This is a genomic window from Rhizobium sp. YTUHZ044, from assembly GCF_051123975.1.
Lineage (GTDB): Bacteria > Pseudomonadota > Alphaproteobacteria > Rhizobiales > Rhizobiaceae > Rhizobium.
This window is the reverse complement of the sequence record NZ_CP101426.1, coordinates 3,644,889-3,662,820: the sequence shown is the minus strand read 5'-3', so window position 1 is coordinate 3,662,820 and position 17,932 is coordinate 3,644,889. Positions and strand designations below refer to the sequence as shown.

Sequence of the window (17,932 nt, the reverse complement as noted above, 5' to 3'; positions counted from 1 at the left end):
AAAGGTCTAACGCATCTCCATGAACAGAAGAGCGATCAAACTCGTTGAAAACAGCGTGCTCGAATCGGCAAAACGCACGATAGAGACCGAGAAACGCGGTCTTGAAGCGCTCGAACGGGCCTTTGACAACGGACTGGCCGGTCCTTTCACCCGCGCCGTCGAGATCATCGGCGACATCTCCGGCCGGGTCATCGTTACCGGCGTCGGCAAGAGCGGCCATATCGGTACTAAGCTCGCGGCGACATTCGCCTCGACCGGCACCCCAGCCTTTTTCGTGCATGCGGCCGAAGCCAATCATGGCGATCTCGGCATGATAGCGCGCGATGACGTCGTCTTGGCGATTTCCAAAGGCGGCGAGAGCGCCGAACTCAAGAGTATCATTTCCTTCACGCGGCGCTTCTCGATCCCCTTGATCGCGATTACTTGCAGCGAAGCTTCCTCGCTTGCGACGGCCGCCGACATCGTGCTTCTGGTGCCGAACGAACAGGAAGCCTGCCCCAATGGGCTGGCGCCGACGACCTCGACGCTGATGCAGCTTGCACTCGGCGATGCCTTGGCGGTCGCACTCCTGGAGGCGCGGGGCTTTAGCGCCACCGATTTCCACGTTTTTCATCCCGGCGGCAAGCTGGGTGCGAGCTTGATGCATGTCGCCGATATCATGCATACCGGCGAGAAGCTGCCGCTCGTTACCAAGGGCACGCCGATGCCGGAGGCGATCACCGTGCTGTCGCGCAAGCATTTCGGCTGCGTCGGCGTGCTCGACCGGGATGGGCGGCTCTGCGGCATCGTCACCGAAGGCGACATGGCTCGGAATCTGAGCCGCAACCTTGCCGAGCTTGCCGTCGACGACATCATGACGAAGACGCCGAAGACGGTGAAACCGACGATGCTTGCGACGGCCGCCCTGGCGCTGCTCAACCAGCACCACATCGGGGCCCTGATCGTCATCGACGAGGACAGCCGGCCGATCGGGCTGGTGCACTTCCATGACCTTCTGCGGATCGGCGTCGCCTGATCAGACCGGTTCGACCCGCAGGTCGCGGCCGTGACACGAGATCACCTTCACCTGTGTTCCCACAGGCAAATCAGGCCCCATTACCTGCCATAGCGTATCGTCGAGGCGGATGCGGCCGCGGCCTTCGCGGATCGGTTCCTGCAGCGTCGCCGTACGGCCAACGAGGCTCGCACCGCGCTGATTGAGGAAGGGCTCGTCGGTCTCGGCGTTGCGCAGCGTCAGCCGGCGGCCGGCAACGGTCGTGGCGACGGCCAGAAGCGCAAAAAGGATCGCTTGCAGTTCCCAGACCCAGAAGGCGCTGTCCCAGAAGAGCAGCGACAGTGCGCCGACGATCAAGGCCGCGAGGCCGATCCAGACCAGGAAGAAACCGGGCACGATCATTTCGGCGGCGAGCAGCACGAGGCCTGCAACCCACCAGCTCCATGGACCGAGTTCCGCGATGATCTTCGCCAGCATGGCTTATCGCTCCGGATCCGGATTGAAGGGATTGGGGGCCGGCGGATTGATCGGCGGCGTAGAGCGGATCGGCGCGGGACGCGGACGCGGCGGGGGCGGCGGCGGCGGATTGCCGGCGTCACCGAAGACTTCGCGGGCGATGGCGCCAATGCCGCCGAGCGAGCTCAGGATGGAAGAGGCTTCCATCGGCATCAGCACGATCTTGGAATTGGGCGCCGAGCCGACCGAGGCGAGCGCTTCGGTGTATTTCTGGGCGACGAAATAGTTGATCGCCTGAACGTCACCGGCGGCAATCGCCTCGGAGACCATCTTCGTCGCCTTGGCTTCGGCCTCGGCCAGTCGCTCGCGGGCTTCGGCGTTGCGGAAGGCGGCTTCGCGCTGGCCTTCGGCCTGGAGGATCGCGGATTGCTTGGCGCCTTCGGCCCTGAGGATCTGCGCATTGCGCGCGCCTTCGGCCTCGAGCACCTGGGCGCGCTTCTCGCGCTCGGCCTTCATCTGGCGGGCCATCGCATCGACGAGGTCGCGCGGCGGCTGGATGTCCTTGATTTCGACGCGGGTGACCTTGATGCCCCATGGCTGCACCGCCTCGTCGACGACGCGCAGCAGCCGGTCATTGATCGCGTCGCGGTTGGAAAGCAGTTCGTCGAGATCCATGGAGCCCATGACCGAGCGGATGTTTGTCATGGTGAGATTGAGGATGGCATTTTCGAGGTGGGAAACCTGGTAGGCGGCCTGGGCAGCATTCAGAACCTGAAAGAATGCGACGGCATCGGCTGAAACCGAGGCATTGTCTTTGGTAATCACTTCCTGGGTCGGCACGTTCAGCACCTGCTCCATCACGTTCATCCGCGCTCCGACGCGCTCGATGAAGGGAGTGATGAGGTTGAGGCCCGGCTCCAGCGTGCGGGTATAACGGCCAAAGCGCTCAATAGTGTAGCGATAGCCCTGCGGTACGGTCTTGATCCCGGCAAAGAGGACCAGAATGACGAAGATGACCAGCACGATTACGACGATGTCGAAGCCGCCGAACAGCATGAAAATTTCCTCCCATCGGCGCATGCGCAAGCGCCTCACAACTGATGTGGTGAATTAGCATGTTCTTTGCGAGGAAGAAATGACACGCGGATGCACCACCTCCAGCTGAAAAGGAGGCTCTAGGAAAGGTCTTTATCTTCTTCTCAGACCCAACCCTGCAATTCGCGGCGGACCACCTTTTCCAGCACCTTCATACCGTCTTCGCTGTCGTTGAGGCAGGGGATATGGGTGAACTTGTCGCCGCCGTTCTCGTGGAACGAATGCGCGGCTTGTTCGGCGATTTCTTCCAGCGTTTCCAGGCAGTCGGAGACGAAGCCGGGATTGATGACGGCGATGCGCTTGACGCCGTCCTGGGCAAGCTTCTCCACCGTCTTGTCTGTATAGGGCTGCAGCCATTCTTCCGGCCCGAAGCGGGACTGGAAGGTGACCATGAAGTTTTCCTTGGTGAGCCCGAGCCGCTCGCGCAACAAGCGGCCGGTCTTTTGACATTGACAGTAATAGGGATCGCCCTGCTTGAAATAGGACATCGGAATGCCATGGAAGGAGGCGAGCAGCATCTCCGGCTTCCAGTCGAGCGTGGAAATATGTCTTTCGACGGATTGGGCGAGGGCTTCGATGTAGGTCTCGTTATCGTGATAATCGGGCACGGTGCGCAGAGCCGGTTGCCAGCGCATCGTGAGCAGCTTCTGGAAGGCCTTGTCGTTGACGGTTGCGGTCGTTGCCGCCGCATATTGAGGGTAGAGCGGGAAGAGCACGATACGATCGCAGCCTTCTTGCTTCAGCGCATCGATGCGCGAAGCGATCGACGGCGTGCCGTAGCGCATCGCCCAGTCGACCTTGACATTGTCGAGATCCCGTAGGCGCTCGGTCATCAGTTCCGACTGGTTGCGCGTGTAGGTGCGGAGATAACTTTCGTTCTTCTCCTTGTTCCAGATCAGCTCGTAGGCCTTGCCGACCTTCTGCGGGCGTCTGTTGAGCACGATACCAAAGAGGATCGGATACCACTTCCAGGGCGACCATTCGATGACGCGGCGATCGGTCAGGAATTCCTTGAGATAGCGGCGCATCGAGGTGTAGTCGGTGCCGTCGGGCGTGCCGAGATTGACCAGCAGCACGCCGATCTTGCCTGAATTGACGGCCGGATGGTCCGCCGGGCGAAGTGAAATATCTGCTGTCATTCTAGCCCCAACGCTCGTTGTCTCATCGGCTGATACGCAGCTTCGAGAACATGGTTCACCCTATAGAAAGAAAAGCCGGCCCGGGAAACCCCGAGCCGGCCGATGGTGTCGAGACAAATCGTCTTATTTTGCAGGAACCTGGATCTCCTTGCCAACCGTCAGGTGGTGCGGATTCGGCTTGCCGTTGGCCTCCGAAAGCTTCCGCCACAGCGTCCCATCGCCATAGAAGCTGACGGCGAGATCCCAAAAGGTGTCGCCGGCCGCGATAACGTGGGTGGAAGGCGTTGTTGCGGCGGGGGCGGAGGCCGCCGGAGTTGGTTCCGCCGCGGGCGCGGGAGTTGCCGGTGTTGCCGGGGCTGGCGCGGCCGGGGCAGGCTCGATGGCTGGTGCGGGTGCGGCCGGGGCCGCAGGGGCAGGAGCGGGCTCAGTGGCCGGCGCAGGTGCCGCCGGCGCGGGAGCCGCCGGTTCGGCAGCTGGCGCCTGTGCCACGGTCGCGCCGATTTCGGTGACGCGGCCATCGGTATAGGGCTTATAGGGCGAATGCGCGGCGACGTAGTCGGCGGTCACGTCGGCGAGATCCGGGCCGTAATCATAGGCGTTCTTGCCTTGCTTGAAGATCGAATAGCCGTCGCCGCCGGCTCGCATGAAGTTGTTGGTGGCGATCTTGTAGGTCTTGGCCGGGTTGATCGGCGCGAAGTTGTCGCCCTCCTTCACCTGGACATCGCTGACGCGGCTGCCGACTGGCTTCGACTGGTCGAACGAGAATTTCAGGCCGGCGACCTGCGGGAATCGGCCGGCGCCCTGATCGACCTGGCTGACGCCGTTTTCGAGCGCCTTGACGACGTCCGCGCCGGTTGCTTCAAAAGTGGCGAGGGTATTCTGGAAGGGCAGGACAGTGATGACTTCGCCCTGGGTGATATCGCCGCCGTCGATCGAGGCGCGCAGGCCGCCGCCGTTCTGGAAGGCGATGGTGACGCCCTGGTTCTTGGTGCGATCGAGAATGGCATCGGCCACTAGATTGCCCATCGAGCATTCCTTGACGCGGCAGACCTTCCGGTCGCCCTCGATTGGGCTTTCGGAGGAGCCAATCACCTTTTTGCGCAGTTCCTCGATCGGTTTTGCCAATTCGGCGACGCGGGTGACGACGGCCGGATCGGGTGTGAAGGACGCGTCGATCAGGATCGGATCGCCCTTGGCTTCCTTGACGACGCCGTTATCGTCGAAATTGACGACGACGTCGCCGAGATATTTGCTGTAGGAGGCGGCCTGGACGACCGGCACCTTGTAGCCGCCCGGATTGTCGACCATCGTCGGATACGGGCCTTCAGCCTTCGGGTCGGTGTTGGAAAGCAGGCTGTGGGAGTGGCCGCCGACGACGACATCGACGTCCGGGATCTTGGCGATGAAAGCCAGGTCGCGGGGATAACCGACATGGGTCAGCGCGATGATTTTGTTGACCCCCTGGCTTTTCAGGTCCTGCACGGCTGATGTGATCGTCTGAACGTCATCTTCGATCGTGACATTCGGGCCGGGGGAGGAGAGCTCTGGCGTATCGTTGGTGACGGCGCCGACGATGCCGATCTTCTGGCCGCCGACATCGAGCACCAGCGAGGGCTTGATGCGGTCGCCGAGCTTGGAGGCGGCGCTCGCCTTGACATTCGCCGTCACGACGGGGAATTGCACCTTGTCGAGGAAGGTCGCAAGCCCGTCCTCGCTGTCGTCAAATTCATGATTGCCGACGGTCATGGCGTCGAACTTCATCAGGTTCAGGAATTCGGCTTCGGCCGCGCCCTTATAGGTGGTGTAGAAGAGCGAACCCTGGAAATTGTCGCCGGCATTCAGGAGAAGCACATTCTTGCCCGATAACGCCTGGCGGCGCTGGTCGATCGCGGTCTTCAGGCGGGCGGCGCCGCCGAAGCATTCCTTCTTGCCTTCCTCCTCGGCCGAGCAGGTGGAATCGAACTTGTTGATCGATTCGATGCGTGAATGGAAATCGTTGATGTGAAGAATATTGAGTTCGTAATCGGCAAAGGCGGCGCCCGCGCTCAGCGCCAGCATGGACGCGGTCAAAAGACCGAAGCTGAAAGACTTCGTCATCCTTGTTCTCCTGATTGAGGCGAGAGATCCCCCTGATCCTCGCCGATCCCTATAATGGTGTCAGGCGGTTTCCCGCGTGCCGATGTTTCAACAAACGACGCCTAGTCGCAAGAGGGAAGCTGGGTTTGCGGCGGCGCTTTCCAAGATGCCGCAAAACAAAAAAGCTCCCGAATGGGAGCTTTTGCAGGGTGATATTGAAGCATTACAAACGACGTGTAAGCGTGAACTGCGAATTCGTTGCAGTCGTACAATTCAGCTGGCTCGTGCCGCTCATGGCGCAATTAACCAGGGAAGTCGTCCGCTTAACATTCGAGTAAAGGTTTATCTGAATGATCCCATCGGGGGTTGTTGTATATGTTCCGGATGCCATCTGCGTGTTCGTTCCGTCGCTGGTGCGGGTTACGAATTGTCCATTCGTGAAGGCGGAGGTCAAGCCGTTGGCATCCGTCCATTCGCCTTCAACAGAATTTGTTGCAGGCGGCGCGACTGCGATCGGTCGCTGTTGCGGTCCTGATGAAACGCAGGCGGCAAGAGTGGCCGCTGCACCGACAAGAACAAGACCAGTTCTGATTTTCATAAGGCTTCTCCCGGCGATTCGGCGTGGCGGTCACCCGCCAAGTTCGGGCAAAACATGACGTGCGCTCGCCATGATGGCAAGGCTTGGAGCGGCGGCGGAGCCATTTATACAGCCAGCGTTACAAAAATGCCCGCCTTGCGGCGGGCATTGTCAAAATCCTGTGAGGGCGATTTTCAGCGAACGAGGACGTTCCTGAATTGCCACGGGTCCTTGGTGTCGATGTCCTCGGGGAAGAGACCGGGACGACCGTCGAGCGGGGTCCAGTCGGTGTAGTGTCCTTCGACCGGGCCGAGATAGGGCATCTGCACGTCGAGGCAGCGCTTGTAATCGATCTCATCCGCTTCGACGATGCCGGCCTTCGGGTTTTCCAGCGCCCAGACCATGCCGGCGAGAACGGCAGAGGTCACCTGCAGGCCGGTGGCGTTCTGGTAGGGCGCTATGCGGCGGGTTTCTTCCAGCGACAGGCGCGAACCATACCAGTAGGCATTCTTCTCATGGCCGTAGAGCAGGACGCCGAGCTCGTCGATGCCGTTCTCCAGCTCGTCCTCGTCGAGTACGTGGTGGACCGGCTGCGGGGTGCCGCCGTTGCCGAACATCTCATGCAGCGAGAGCACGGCGTCGTTGGCCGGATGGTAGGCATAGTGGCAGGTCGGACGGAATGTGACTTCGCCGTCCTTGTCGCGGACCGTGAAATAATCGGCGATCGAGATCGACTCGTTATGGGTTACGAGGAAGCCGTATTGAGGGCCGGGGGTCGGGCACCATGTGCGCACGCGGGTGTTGGCGCCCGGCTGCTCCAGGTAGATCGCCGCCTTGTTGCCCTTCTTGTGCTTCTTGGCGTTCTTCGGCATCCACTGCTCGTGCGTGCCCCAGCCGAGTTCGGCCGGCTGCATGCCTTCGGAGATGAAGCCTTCGACGGACCAGGTGTTCCAGAAGACGTTGAGCGGCTTCGGATGCTTGGTGCGCTGGGTGTCGCGCTCGGCGATGTGGACGCCCTTGACGCCGACCTTCTTCATCAGCTTGGCCCAGCCTTCGCGATCGTGCTGGTCCGGTTCCTCGAATTTAACGCCGATATCATTGGCGAGGTTGACGAGCGCCTGCTTGACGAACCAGGAGACCATGCCCGGATTGGCGCCGCATGTGGAGACGGCGGTGGCGCCGCCGGGGTTTTTCGCCTTTTCCCTGCGCACCGTCTCGCGCAGCGCATAGTTGGTGCGGTCGGCATTGCTCATGCCCTTGTCGAAATAGAAGCCGAGCCAGGGCTCGACAACCGTATCGATATAGAGAACATCGAGCTTGCGGCAGAGCTTGATGATGTCGAGCGAGGAGGTGTCGACCGAGAGGTTGACGCAGAAGCCCTGGCCTTCGCCTTTCGTCAGCAGGGGCTTCAGCAGCTCCTTGTAATTGTCCTTGGTGACATATTCCTGGATGTGGCGAACGCCGTGTTTCTTCAGGATCTCCATGTCGGAGGGTTCTTCACGCGGGTCGATGACGACCATCCGGCTCTTGTCGAATTTGAAGTGGCGCTCAATCAGGGGCAGGGTGCCGCGGCCGATGGAGCCAAAGCCGATCATCACGATCGGACCGGTAATTTCGGCATATACCGGATAGTTCTGTTCCGTCATTCTTTTCTCCTGTGGAAGGGGACGAAGGCGTTCAGCCTGAAGAATTCTTGTGAGATTGCCGCAGAAATTGCGAAGTGACCGGCTCTAACCACAAAACGCCGTCACAATAAAGAGTGTTGACGGGGAAAGGGCAAATATCGGGGCGACGAGATCCTCTGAACGAAAATCATCGCTTCAGGATTTCCAGTCCTTCGACCGCCGTCGTTATCGCAAGTTCGGTGATTTCGTATTCGGCGACGTCGTGGATAGTGAAGGGATCGACGGCGACATAGGCTTCGATTGCGGCACGGTCGCCGATGGCGAGGATCGCGCCGCCGGTGCGCGGCACCTTGCGGCCGGAGGCGAGAAACCAGCCTTTGGCGTAACCCTCCTTCACCCAGGCCATGTGCGGCTCCATGTGCCTGTCGGCCTCATCGTTGGATTTGCGATAGGTAAGGGAGAGGATGAACATGATCATTTCCTGAGAAGGTTTGCGCGGATCAGTCCGCGCAGCGAGTTGCCGACATACAGCGTGCCGGCATCAAGATCGGCAAGTGTGAGACGGCCGACGCGGGCCTTGCGCCCGCAGATGAGTTCGGTGCGCAGCACGCCGGCGAGCAGGCCGCAGGAGATCGGCGGGGTGCGCAGAATGCCGCTTCCGTCGTCGAGAAAGATGGAGGTGATGGTGCCCTCGCAGACTTCGTCGTGCTCGTTCAAGAGGATGACCTCGTCGGCTTCCGCCTGAGCATATTCGGCGCGGGCGGTCTCGTAGACGGTGCGCCGTGTGGTTTTGACGCGCAGCAGGCTGTCGGCGGAGTGGAGGCGGGTCTTGGCGATACGGACACTCCAAACGGACTGTGGCGCCAGCGGGATGAAGGGCGCGCTCGTCACCTCGATCTCGCCTTGCGGGTCGAAGGTCAGCCGGACGCGCAGCGGGCCGCCAGCGCCGGCAACGGCTGCTTCGAGCTTTGTTTGCACATCGGTCGGCGGCGGAAAACCGAGGCGACGGGCGGAGCGGGAAAGCCGGGCCAGATGCAGGCGCTGACGGATGAAGCCTTCGCCGGGCTGCCAGCGCAACGTCTCGATCAGCGAAAAATCGGTCATCGCGCGATCCACTGGTCGCCGACCGCGAAGCGGGCCTTGAGCAGGCATTCCTCATATTCGGCCTCGGCGGTGGAATCGAAGACGATGCCGCCGCCGACATTGAAGATAGCTTTGCCGCCGTCGAAAAGCGTGACGGTGCGGATGGCGACGGAAAAACGCATGGCGCCGGTCGGCGAGATCATGCCGATTGCGCCGCAATAGGCGTCACGCGGGGTATCTTCGAGCACGTGGAGAATCTCCATCGCCCGGATCTTCGGTGCGCCGGTGATCGACCCACAGGGGAAGAGGGCGGCAAAGATGTCGCGGATCGATAGTCCGGGTCGAAGTCTGGCCTGCACATGGCTGACCATCTGGTGGACGGTCGGATAGGTCTCGACGTCGAAGAGCTTCGGGACATTGAGCGTGCCGACCTCGGTGATGCGGGAGATGTCGTTGCGCAGGAGGTCGACGATCATGCGGTTTTCGGCCTGGGTCTTGATATCTGCCCGCATGGCCGCGATGATTTCGGCATCCTCGGCGGCAGTCGTGCCGCGTTTTGCCGTGCCCTTCATCGGGTGGGTTTCGATCCAGCCTTGCTCATCCGTGCGGAAGAAGAGTTCGGGTGAACGCGACAGGATGAGCGGACCGCCGAGATCGACCAGTGCGCCGTATTTCACCGGCTGGCGTTCGATCAGCGACCAGAAGGCGGCACGGGGATCGCCGCTCCAGCGAGCTTCAACCGGCATGGTGAGGTTCGCCTGATAGGCGTCGCCGAGCCGCAGGTGCTGGTGAAGACGGTCGAAACGCTCTTTATATATAGGGAAATCCCAGGCGGCCTTCGGGGCGGTGAGGAATTCCTCGTTTTCGAGACGCTGTTTCGGCTGGGCAAGTGGATGCGTGTCCGGCTGCGGTGCGTCGAAGACGCCGAAATAGAGGAGCGGCGTTTCGCGACCTTCTCCGGCAAAGGAAGCGAGTTTTTCTTCGAAGAGATATCCGGCCTCGTATGCCATGTAGCCCGCAAGCCATTTGCCCTCGGCCTTGGCCTCTTCCATGCGGGCGAGACCTGCGAAGAATTCGGCGCGCGTCCTGGCAAGGATGATCTCGGCGGGCTCGGCGAAAAGCATCACTTGGCCTGAAGTGTCGTCGCGGAAGAGAATATAGCGATCAGGCATGGTTGCGCCGCATCTTGCTTGGTCACCCGACGCTGGCGATGGTCTTGCTGCGGTAGGCCGGGACCGCGGCTACATCCACCCTCATTCCTGTGCTCGTCACAGGAATCCAGCCACGGCGCGTCTGCGCCGTGAATGACACAATTCCGGCACCTGAAGAGTCTCCCGCGTCCAAGGACTTGGGCGCGCTGGATTCCTGTGACGAGCACAGGAATGAGGGAGAGGGGGGTGCCGTCATGGTTCCTCGTGGACGTTGCAGAATGCGGCTGGCTGATCAACAGCCCGCCATGAGGTTCGCTCTTTCTGGCCTTAGCCGAGACTTACGCCCTATCTAGCGCTTCCAGCTCGTCAATCAGCCCTTCGATCATCGACAGGCCCTGGCTCCAGAACGACGGATCGGTTGCGTCGAGGCCGAAAGGCTTCAAGAGCTCGGAATGATGCTTGGTGCCGCCGGCCTTCAAGAGTTCGAAATACTTCTCCTGGAAGCCCTTCTCGGCCTTCCGGTAGACGGCATAAAGCGAATTGACCAGGCAGTCGCCGAAGGCATAGGCGTAGACATAGAAGGGCGAATGGACGAAGTGGGGGATATAGGCCCAATAGGTCTCGTAGCCCTCTGAAATATTGATCGCCGGCCCGAGGCTTTCCGACTGGACGGAGAGCCAGAGCTCGCCGATGTCGTCGGCGGTGAGTTCGCCTGCCTTGCGGGCGGTGTGCAGCTTGCGCTCGAATTCGTAGAAGGCGATCTGGCGCACGACCGTGTTAATCATGTCCTCGACCTTTTGGGCAAGCATCGCCTTGCGCTCGCGCTTGTCGGTGGTCTTTTCCAGGAGCGCGCGGAAGGTCAGCATCTCGCCGAAGACGGATGCGGTCTCGGCCAGTGTCAGCGGCGTCTGGCACATCAGCGCGCCCTGCGCCCCGGCAAGAACCTGATGGACGCCGTGGCCGAGTTCGTGGGCAAGCGTCATAACGTCGCGCGGCTTGCCCATATAATTGACGAGCACGTAGGGGTGAGCCGAGGGAACCGTCGGATGAGCGAAGGCGCCGGGCGCCTTGCCTGGGCGAACCGGGGCATCGATCCATTGCTCGTCGAAGAAGCGTCTGGCGATATCGGCCATCTCGGGGGCGAAATTGCCGTAAGCCGAGAGCACCGTATCCTTCGCGTCCGCCCAGGAGATCACGGCGCTCGACGTTTCCGGAAGGGGCGCGTTGCGGTCCCAGAAATTCATCTGCTCCATGCCGAGCCATTTCGCCTTCATCTTATAATAGCGGTGCGAAAGGCGGGGATAGGCTTCCCGGACGGCTGCGGCCAAGGCGTCGACAACCTCGCGCTCGACGCGGTTTGCCAGATGTCTGGAGTCGGCGATATCCTCGAAGCCGCGCCAGCGGTCGGAGATATCCTTGTCCTTAGCAAGCGTATTCGTGATCAGCGTGAAGATGCGGATATTCGCCTTGAAGGTTTCGGCGAGAGCCATGGCCGCCTTGCGGCGCACTTCCGGATCCTTCTCCTGCAGCATGTTCAGCGCCACCTCGAGCGGCACTTTCTCGCCATCGATCTCATAACGAAGTTCCGCCATGGTTTCGTCGAAGAGGCGATTGAAGGCGGAGGCCGATGTCATCGACTTCTCAAGGAAGAGCTGCTCCAGCCTGTCGTCGAGCTGATAGGGCTTATCTTTACGCAGGTCGATCAGCCAGGGGCGATAATGGCCGGCATCGGGGTCCTTCGCCATGCAAGCGTCGATGACGGCGTCGTCGATCCGGTTCAGCTCGAGCGCGAAGAACAGGAGATGGCCGGAGAATTCGGTGACCTTGGCCTGGACGTCGCCGTAGAGCTTGCCGTTGGCCGGATTGGTGGTGTCGGAGAAATAGGTGAGGCCGGCAAAGGAGCCGAGGCGGCCCATGATATCGTCAAGCGCCTCATATTCCTTCAGCGCCGCGCCGATGCCTTCGGTGCCGGTCTTCACTGCTGCTTCGGCGAGTTTGCCCTTCCACTTTTCTTCGAAAGCGATCGCGGCCTTGCCGGCCTTTTCCATGTCGGCGACGAAGGCGGTGGACGTGGCGGAGGGATAAAGATCCTGCAGTTTCCAGACCGGCAGGTCGCCGAGCGCCGGATCGGCCGCCGCCCCGGCTGGCGTTGCTGGCGAGAAAAAAAAGCCGGCGTGCAGGGGCTCGATTTTCATGGGCGCAATTCCTCTCCACTTTATAACAGGTCTGTTTGAATAAGCGCGAGAAGGCACCGCATCAAGGGCCTTTCGGCGCATAAAAGGCCTCGCTTCGGCACGAAATCGGGTCTTCGCAATCGTTAAAATGCAATTATTTCTCAAAACTGGATGTTCAAGCCTTTCTGCCAGAGTGCGCTTCATGGTTTCGCATGAAGTGGAGCGACAATGACCGGTTACAATGAGCTCAAGGGAGCAGGGCAAATCCTCGTGGTCGAGGACGACCCGGTGCAGCGCCGTCTGCTCAAGAACGCAATCGAGCGTCACGGCCATGTCGTGCACCAGGCAGAAAACGGCCGCATCGGCCTGGAAATGGTCAAACGCGACAGCGGCCTTTTCAATGTCATCGTGCTCGACCTGATGATGCCCGAGATGACCGGCCTCGAATTTCTCGACGCGCTTCACGAATTCGGCACGCAGATCCCGGTTATCGTGCAGACGGGCCAGGGCGGTATCGAGACCGTGGTGCAGGCGATGCGCGCCGGCGCCTTCGATTTCGTCGTCAAGCCGGTCTCACCCGAACGGATCGCCACCTCGATCGCGAATGCGATGAAGCTGGACCAGCGCGAGGTGAAGGCGCGGGCGGGACGCCGGTCGCGCTCGGGCTCGGTCGGCTTCGACGATATCGTTTCGGCCAGCCCGGCGATGATCCGCGTCATCGATCTCGCCCAGCGGGCGGCTCAGTCCAACATTCCCGTCGTGCTCGAAGGCGAATCCGGCGTCGGCAAGGAGCTGGTGGCGCGCGCTATCCAGTCCGGCGGCGACCGCTCGAACAAGCCGTTCGTCACCGTCAATTGCGGGGCGATCCCGCATAATCTTGTCGAGAGCATTCTCTTCGGTCACGAGAAGGGCGCGTTTACCGGCGCGACCGAACGTCACATCGGCAAATTCATGGAAGCCGATGGCGGCACCATCTTCCTCGACGAGATCGGCGACTTGCCGCTCGAGGTGCAGGTGAAACTCCTGCGCGCCGTGCAGCAGGGCGAAATCGAGACGGTCGGCGCGCGCACCGCGCACAAGGTCAATGTCCGGCTGATCTCGGCGACCAACAAGGATTTGATCGAAGAGGTCAAGAACGGCCATTTCCGCGAGGACCTCTATTATCGCCTCAACGTCTTCCCGATCACCATTCCGGCGCTACGCAAGCGCAAGGAAGACATCCCGCACCTGGTGCGCGTCTTTACCGACCGCTTCTCCAGCGAGCAGAAGAACGGCCGCCGCATGACTGTCAATTCAGGCGCGCTGGCACTGCTGACCGCCTATGATTGGCCAGGCAATATTCGCCAGCTCGAAAATGCGATCTTCCGTGCGGTCGTTCTCGCCGAAGGGCCGGAGCTGACGGAGGCGGATTTCCCGCAGATCGCCGCCCAGCTTCCGGAATATGAAGTGGTGGACCACCTGGCGCTCGTTGCCGACAATACCGGCCTCGACCCGGATGAAGCCTACGGCGAGGAATACCGGGCGCCGATGCCGGGTGAGGTGCACCACCGCCTGCCGGAGACTTCCGAAAACGCCATTGCCAGCGTCAATCCCTCCGGAGACGTGCGCAAACTCGCCGACGTCGAGGAGGAACTCATCCGATTCGCACTCAAATTCTATCGTGGGCAGATGAGTCAAGTAGCGCGCAAACTTGGCATCGGCCGGTCCACACTTTATCGCAAGCTCAAAGATTACGGCATAGATCCCGATAATCCCCAGAAAGATGCGGCTTAAGCCCCATTTATTAAGACTCGGGCAACCACGATTTGTTACTGATCATAAACCACTTGTTAGTGGCTCGTTCACTATGTAAAGAAAAGGTTGATCATGTGTGGCATTTTTGCCATCGTGTGACCGCATTTGACAGTCATCTGAGACAGTACGGGACATTGTCTGTCTGACGGGGATCGAGTTGCCGAATCTGAATGGGAATTCCAAGCCTTCGCGCTTGAGCTGGCGTTCTTTGTGCGCCGACATCTGCGGAAAGGCAGTGAGGACGGCGGCGGCCGCCCTTCTTGCGCTTGCGGTTTCCTCACCGGTATTCGTCAGTACACCTTCTCAGGCAGCGGGCGAAACCCGCAGCCTCAAGCTCTATTTCATCCATACCGGCGAAAAAGCCGTCATCACCTACAAGCGTAACGGCAAGTTCGACCCGAAGGGTCTGGAGCAGCTGAACCGCTTCCTGCGCGACTGGCGCAAGAACCAGCCGACGAAGATGGATCCGCGCCTGTTCGACCTGATCTGGGAAGTCTACCGCCAGAGCGGTTCGCGGGACTACATCAACGTCGTCTGCGGTTTCCGTTCGCCGGCGACCAACGAGATGCTGCGCGGTCGCTCGCGCAATTCCGGCGTCGCCGAAAAGAGCCAGCACATGCTCGGCAAGGCGATGGACTTCTTCATTCCCGACGTCAAGCTTGCGGCGCTGCGGGCCATCGGCATGAAGATGCAGATCGGCGGCGTCGGCTTCTATCCGAAATCCGGTTCACCCTTCGTGCATATGGATGTCGGCGGGGTTCGCGCCTGGCCGCGCATGAGCCGCGACGAGCTTGTCCGGCTTTTCCCGAACGGCAACACCATTCACATTCCGGCCGACGGCAAGCCGCTGCCCGGCTATCAGCAGGCGATGGCCGATTACAAGCGCCGCGTCAACGGCACCCAGATCGAGATCGCCAGTGCGTCCGAATCGGCGCCGAAACACAAGACGCTGTTTGCAGCGCTGTTTGGCGGCGGGGCGGATGAACAGGAAGATGACACAGACGATTCGGCTCCCGTTGCTGTCGCCAAGGCGACGCCGCCGAAGGTCGAGCCTGCTCCTGCCGAGCCGCAGCAGACAGAGGTCGCAGCCCTGAACGCGCCGGTGCCGCAGGTTCGCCCGGCCTTCAGCAACCAGCCGGCCGGCAGCGAAATGGCCAGCGCGCTGGTGGCGCCGTCTTCGGGTAACGCCGCGCAGCAGGCCCTTGCCGCGGCGCTTCCTGCCGATCAGGCCCAGCCGCAGCAATTCGCCGATCTCAGCGCCTACAGCATTCCCGTTCCCTCGCTTCTCGGTCAGCGCCGCGCGCCTGGTGACGCCGAGGTCGCGTCGGTCGATCCGAACATGCAGAACGGACTGCCGGTTCCCACTCCGGTCGAGCGCCCTGCCGTTGCCGAAAATCTGCTTGCTGCGGCGGATGCTGATCCGGAAGCGGAGGCAGACGAAGCCGATCAGGATGGCGGCCTGTCTCCTGCCATCGCCGACGCGCTCGAGCAGCAGAATAAGGATACGGAAAGCCAAGTCGCCTCGCATGAGCCCGGCATGAGCGTGGAGCAGGCAATCGCCGCCGCGATGCCGCAAAAGGCGCCCGCCGAAAAGCCGTCATTGCAGCTCGCTGCCTTGGCGCCGGCGACCAAATCGGCAAGCTTCGGTGATGCTTTCGACGCGCCGGCTGCCGAGAGCCCCGCGCCGCAGCCCCTCCCGGTCAAAGGCGGCCGTCCGACGCAGAAAGAAGCCGCCGCAGCCGATGCCAGCCGCGCGACGGTGCGTACCGAGCCGAAGCTGACGCAGAAGATGATCTCGCAGTGGGCGCTGACCAATGCCCGTCTCGAAATGGCGTCCAAGCAGGTCAAGGCGCCGCGCTTCGTCAGCCAGACGATGCGCGCCCAGCCGACCGCTGTCTATGCCGAGGGCTTCAACGTCAAGACCGCCTCGGTCGATCCGGCCCGTTTCAGCGGCACGGCCGTCAACTTCATGGAAGTGCGCAAGTTCAACACGAACTGAGCCTGCCGATCTCGTCAGACCGAAAAACCGGCAGAGTGATCCGGCGGTTTTTCTTCTGACTGTTCGAACGTTTGAACAGTTGGTCGGCCAGCAGGATCCGGCGCAAAAGAAAAGCCGCCGGAGGCGGCGGCTTTCGATAGCAGCGATGTCGGCGAAATCAGCCTTCCGGCGGCGCTTCGATCATGCCGAGCGCATGCAGATAGGTGTCGAGGATTGCTTCCTCCTCCATGCGCTCCTGCTCGTCCTTTTTGCGCAGCGCCACGACCTTCTTCAGAATCTTGGTATCGAAGCCCATTCCCTTGGCCTCGCCATAGACGTCCTTGATGTCGTCGGCGATGGTCTTCTTTTCTTCTTCCAGCCGTTCAATGCGCTCGATGAAAGCGCGAAGCTGATCGCGGGCGACGCCATGAGCATCAGACATCGTGTTCTCCTGATTTTTCGGTGATCAATTTTGGATGCACGTGACTGCCGCGAAGCGGCGTCACGGTCAAGCCCGTTAAAGGCCAAGCGGACTATTTGTGTGGCTTGTTCAGCTCAAATGCCGCCTTTTGCACAGGTGAGGCCCCCTTCTGGTGGAGGTTCTTCCAGTCCTCATAGGGCATGCCGTAGATCATCTCGCGCGATTCGTCCCGGCTGATCGGAACACCTTGGGCCTCGGCGGCCTCGCGATACCAGTTCGATAGGCAGTTGCGGCAGAAGCCGGCCAGGTTCATCAGATCGATGTTCTGGACGTCGCTGCGGTCACGAAGATGTGCGATCAGACGGCGGAAGGCGGCGGCTTCGAATTCGGTCTGTTGTTCCTTGCTGAGCGCGGTCATCTCGCTCTCCTTTCATTCCATGGGCTCTCAATAGGGGCCGGTGCGCGACTGGTGGACGTCGTATTCGTGCAGGGCCGGATCGGCATTCATCGCCGCAAAAATCGGCGCCAGGCGCTCGGCCCATGCCGATATGCCGGCTTCATCAGCGATCAAATCCTGACGCACTTCGAGCAGGGCATGCGGAATGCCTGTCACCATGCAATGGCGGTACATGGTATCGCCCTTCAAAGCGCCGTCATAGGGTTCGTTGTCGCCGACGACGAGATCGGGATCGGCGCGAAGCATATCGAGCAGCGGGCCGACGGCGCGCCGGTCACTGTCCCAGAGAACGGCGGCGTGCCAGGGTCGGGGAATGCTCTTCCACGCTGGCGTGAAAGAGTGCAGCGACAGTACCAGCGGTGCCTTGCCGGTGCTATTCGCCACGGTGTCGATCGTGCCTGCCACGGCATCGTGGTAGGGCCGATGAAAGGCTTCGATCCGGTAATTCCATTCCTGCGGCGTGATTGGGTGATTGCCTGATATGACGGCGCCGTCCGAGATCTTCATGATCAGCGTCGGGTCGTCCTCCCCGCGGTTCGGGTCGATCAGCAGGCGCGAGAAACCGCCGAGCACTGCCGGTACGCCGAGCTTCGCTGAAAGCTGTCGCGTCAGGCCCTCGATGCCGATGTCATAGGCAATGTGGCGGGCAAAGGCCGACCCAGGCAGGCCGAGCCTCTCATACCGGGCGGGAAGACGGTTCATCGCGTGATCGGCGATGATCACCATGCCTTTATCATGTTTTCCGGGTAGAATTTCGAAGGATTGAAAGTCGTCCATGAAGGAATTGCCGTTGATCATTGCGCAGTCGTGCCCAGTGATTGCATGCGCCCGCGACCGGTTCAAGCGTGACAGGCGGCGAGAGCGGATATGAACCTCCGCAGCCAGCTATGAAAGGGAATATAATCGATTAGC

Annotated in this window: 16 protein-coding genes; 3 read left to right on the top strand and 13 right to left on the bottom strand. The window is 61.0% G+C overall.

Annotated features, from left to right (window positions below; translation table 11 throughout):
* Window positions 1-19 precede the first annotated feature (19 nt).
* Window positions 20-1,015 (top strand): KpsF/GutQ family sugar-phosphate isomerase, encoded by a 996-nt coding sequence (locus NL154_RS18075; protein WP_210629862.1) that lies wholly within the window; start codon window positions 20-22, stop codon window positions 1,013-1,015.
* Here NL154_RS18075 and NL154_RS18070 read toward each other — a convergent pair whose 3' ends face one another.
* The 10 genes from NL154_RS18070 to NL154_RS18025 all read right to left on the bottom strand — a co-directional run bounded on the left by NL154_RS18070 (window position 1,016) and on the right by NL154_RS18025 (window position 12,391).
* Window positions 1,016-1,471, bottom strand: coding sequence for an NfeD family protein (locus NL154_RS18070; RefSeq protein ID WP_434733147.1), 456 nt, complete (start codon window positions 1,469-1,471; stop codon window positions 1,016-1,018).
* Between the two features lie 3 nt (window positions 1,472-1,474).
* Window positions 1,475-2,506 (bottom strand): SPFH domain-containing protein, encoded by a 1,032-nt coding sequence (locus NL154_RS18065; protein WP_210629864.1) that lies wholly within the window; start codon window positions 2,504-2,506, stop codon window positions 1,475-1,477.
* 143 nt (window positions 2,507-2,649) lie between these two features.
* Window positions 2,650-3,684: a ferrochelatase gene (gene hemH, locus NL154_RS18060; protein ID WP_210629865.1), complete on the bottom strand. Its 1,035-nt coding sequence runs from the start codon at window positions 3,682-3,684 to the stop codon at window positions 2,650-2,652.
* A 123-nt stretch (window positions 3,685-3,807) separates the two neighbouring features.
* The gene (locus NL154_RS18055; protein ID WP_434733146.1) at window positions 3,808-5,781 is read right to left on the bottom strand and encodes a 5'-nucleotidase C-terminal domain-containing protein; all 1,974 of its coding nucleotides are present in this window, start codon (window positions 5,779-5,781) and stop codon (window positions 3,808-3,810) included.
* Window positions 5,782-5,983: 202 nt separating this feature from the next.
* On the bottom strand, window positions 5,984-6,358 hold the full coding sequence (locus tag NL154_RS18050) for a hypothetical protein (protein ID WP_210629867.1): 375 nt from the start codon (window positions 6,356-6,358) through the stop codon (window positions 5,984-5,986).
* 173 nt (window positions 6,359-6,531) lie between these two features.
* Window positions 6,532-7,983, bottom strand: a complete 1,452-nt coding sequence (locus NL154_RS18045) for a homospermidine synthase (protein WP_210629868.1) — start codon at window positions 7,981-7,983, stop codon at window positions 6,532-6,534.
* A gap of 166 nt (window positions 7,984-8,149) precedes the next feature.
* Entirely contained in the window at window positions 8,150-8,434 is a 285-nt protein-coding gene (locus NL154_RS18040; protein ID WP_434733145.1) for a YciI family protein, read from the bottom strand.
* 2 nt (window positions 8,435-8,436) lie between these two features.
* Window positions 8,437-9,066, bottom strand: coding sequence for an aminotransferase class IV family protein (locus NL154_RS18035; protein ID WP_210629870.1), 630 nt, complete (start codon window positions 9,064-9,066; stop codon window positions 8,437-8,439).
* A complete protein-coding gene (locus tag NL154_RS18030; RefSeq protein ID WP_210629871.1) occupies window positions 9,063-10,217 on the bottom strand; it encodes an aminodeoxychorismate synthase component I in 1,155 nt (384 codons plus the stop codon). Before NL154_RS18030 ends, NL154_RS18035 begins: the two co-directional genes overlap by 4 nt.
* 317 nt (window positions 10,218-10,534) lie before the next feature.
* Complete coding sequence (locus NL154_RS18025; RefSeq protein ID WP_210629872.1) at window positions 10,535-12,391, bottom strand: M3 family oligoendopeptidase; 1,857 nt, start codon at window positions 12,389-12,391, stop codon at window positions 10,535-10,537.
* Window positions 12,392-12,598: 207 nt separating this feature from the next.
* On the opposite strand from NL154_RS18025, the gene NL154_RS18020 reads away from it, so the two are divergent.
* Both NL154_RS18020 and NL154_RS18015 read left to right on the top strand, forming a co-directional pair.
* The gene (locus tag NL154_RS18020) at window positions 12,599-14,143 is read left to right on the top strand and encodes a sigma-54-dependent transcriptional regulator (protein WP_221122979.1); all 1,545 of its coding nucleotides are present in this window, start codon (window positions 12,599-12,601) and stop codon (window positions 14,141-14,143) included.
* A gap of 178 nt (window positions 14,144-14,321) precedes the next feature.
* On the top strand, window positions 14,322-16,163 hold the full coding sequence (locus NL154_RS18015; protein ID WP_221122980.1) for a DUF882 domain-containing protein: 1,842 nt from the start codon (window positions 14,322-14,324) through the stop codon (window positions 16,161-16,163).
* A 157-nt stretch (window positions 16,164-16,320) separates the two neighbouring features.
* On the opposite strand, the gene NL154_RS18010 is transcribed toward NL154_RS18015, so the two are convergent.
* From NL154_RS18010 to NL154_RS18000, 3 genes are all read right to left on the bottom strand, one after another.
* Entirely contained in the window at window positions 16,321-16,584 is a 264-nt protein-coding gene (locus tag NL154_RS18010) for a DUF2312 domain-containing protein (protein ID WP_008533181.1), read from the bottom strand.
* 91 nt (window positions 16,585-16,675) lie between these two features.
* On the bottom strand, window positions 16,676-16,981 hold the full coding sequence (locus NL154_RS18005; RefSeq protein WP_434733144.1) for a DUF1244 domain-containing protein: 306 nt from the start codon (window positions 16,979-16,981) through the stop codon (window positions 16,676-16,678).
* A 27-nt stretch (window positions 16,982-17,008) separates the two neighbouring features.
* On the bottom strand, window positions 17,009-17,797 hold the full coding sequence (locus tag NL154_RS18000) for an N-formylglutamate amidohydrolase (RefSeq protein ID WP_210631562.1): 789 nt from the start codon (window positions 17,795-17,797) through the stop codon (window positions 17,009-17,011).
* Between the last annotated feature and the right edge of the window lie 135 nt (window positions 17,798-17,932).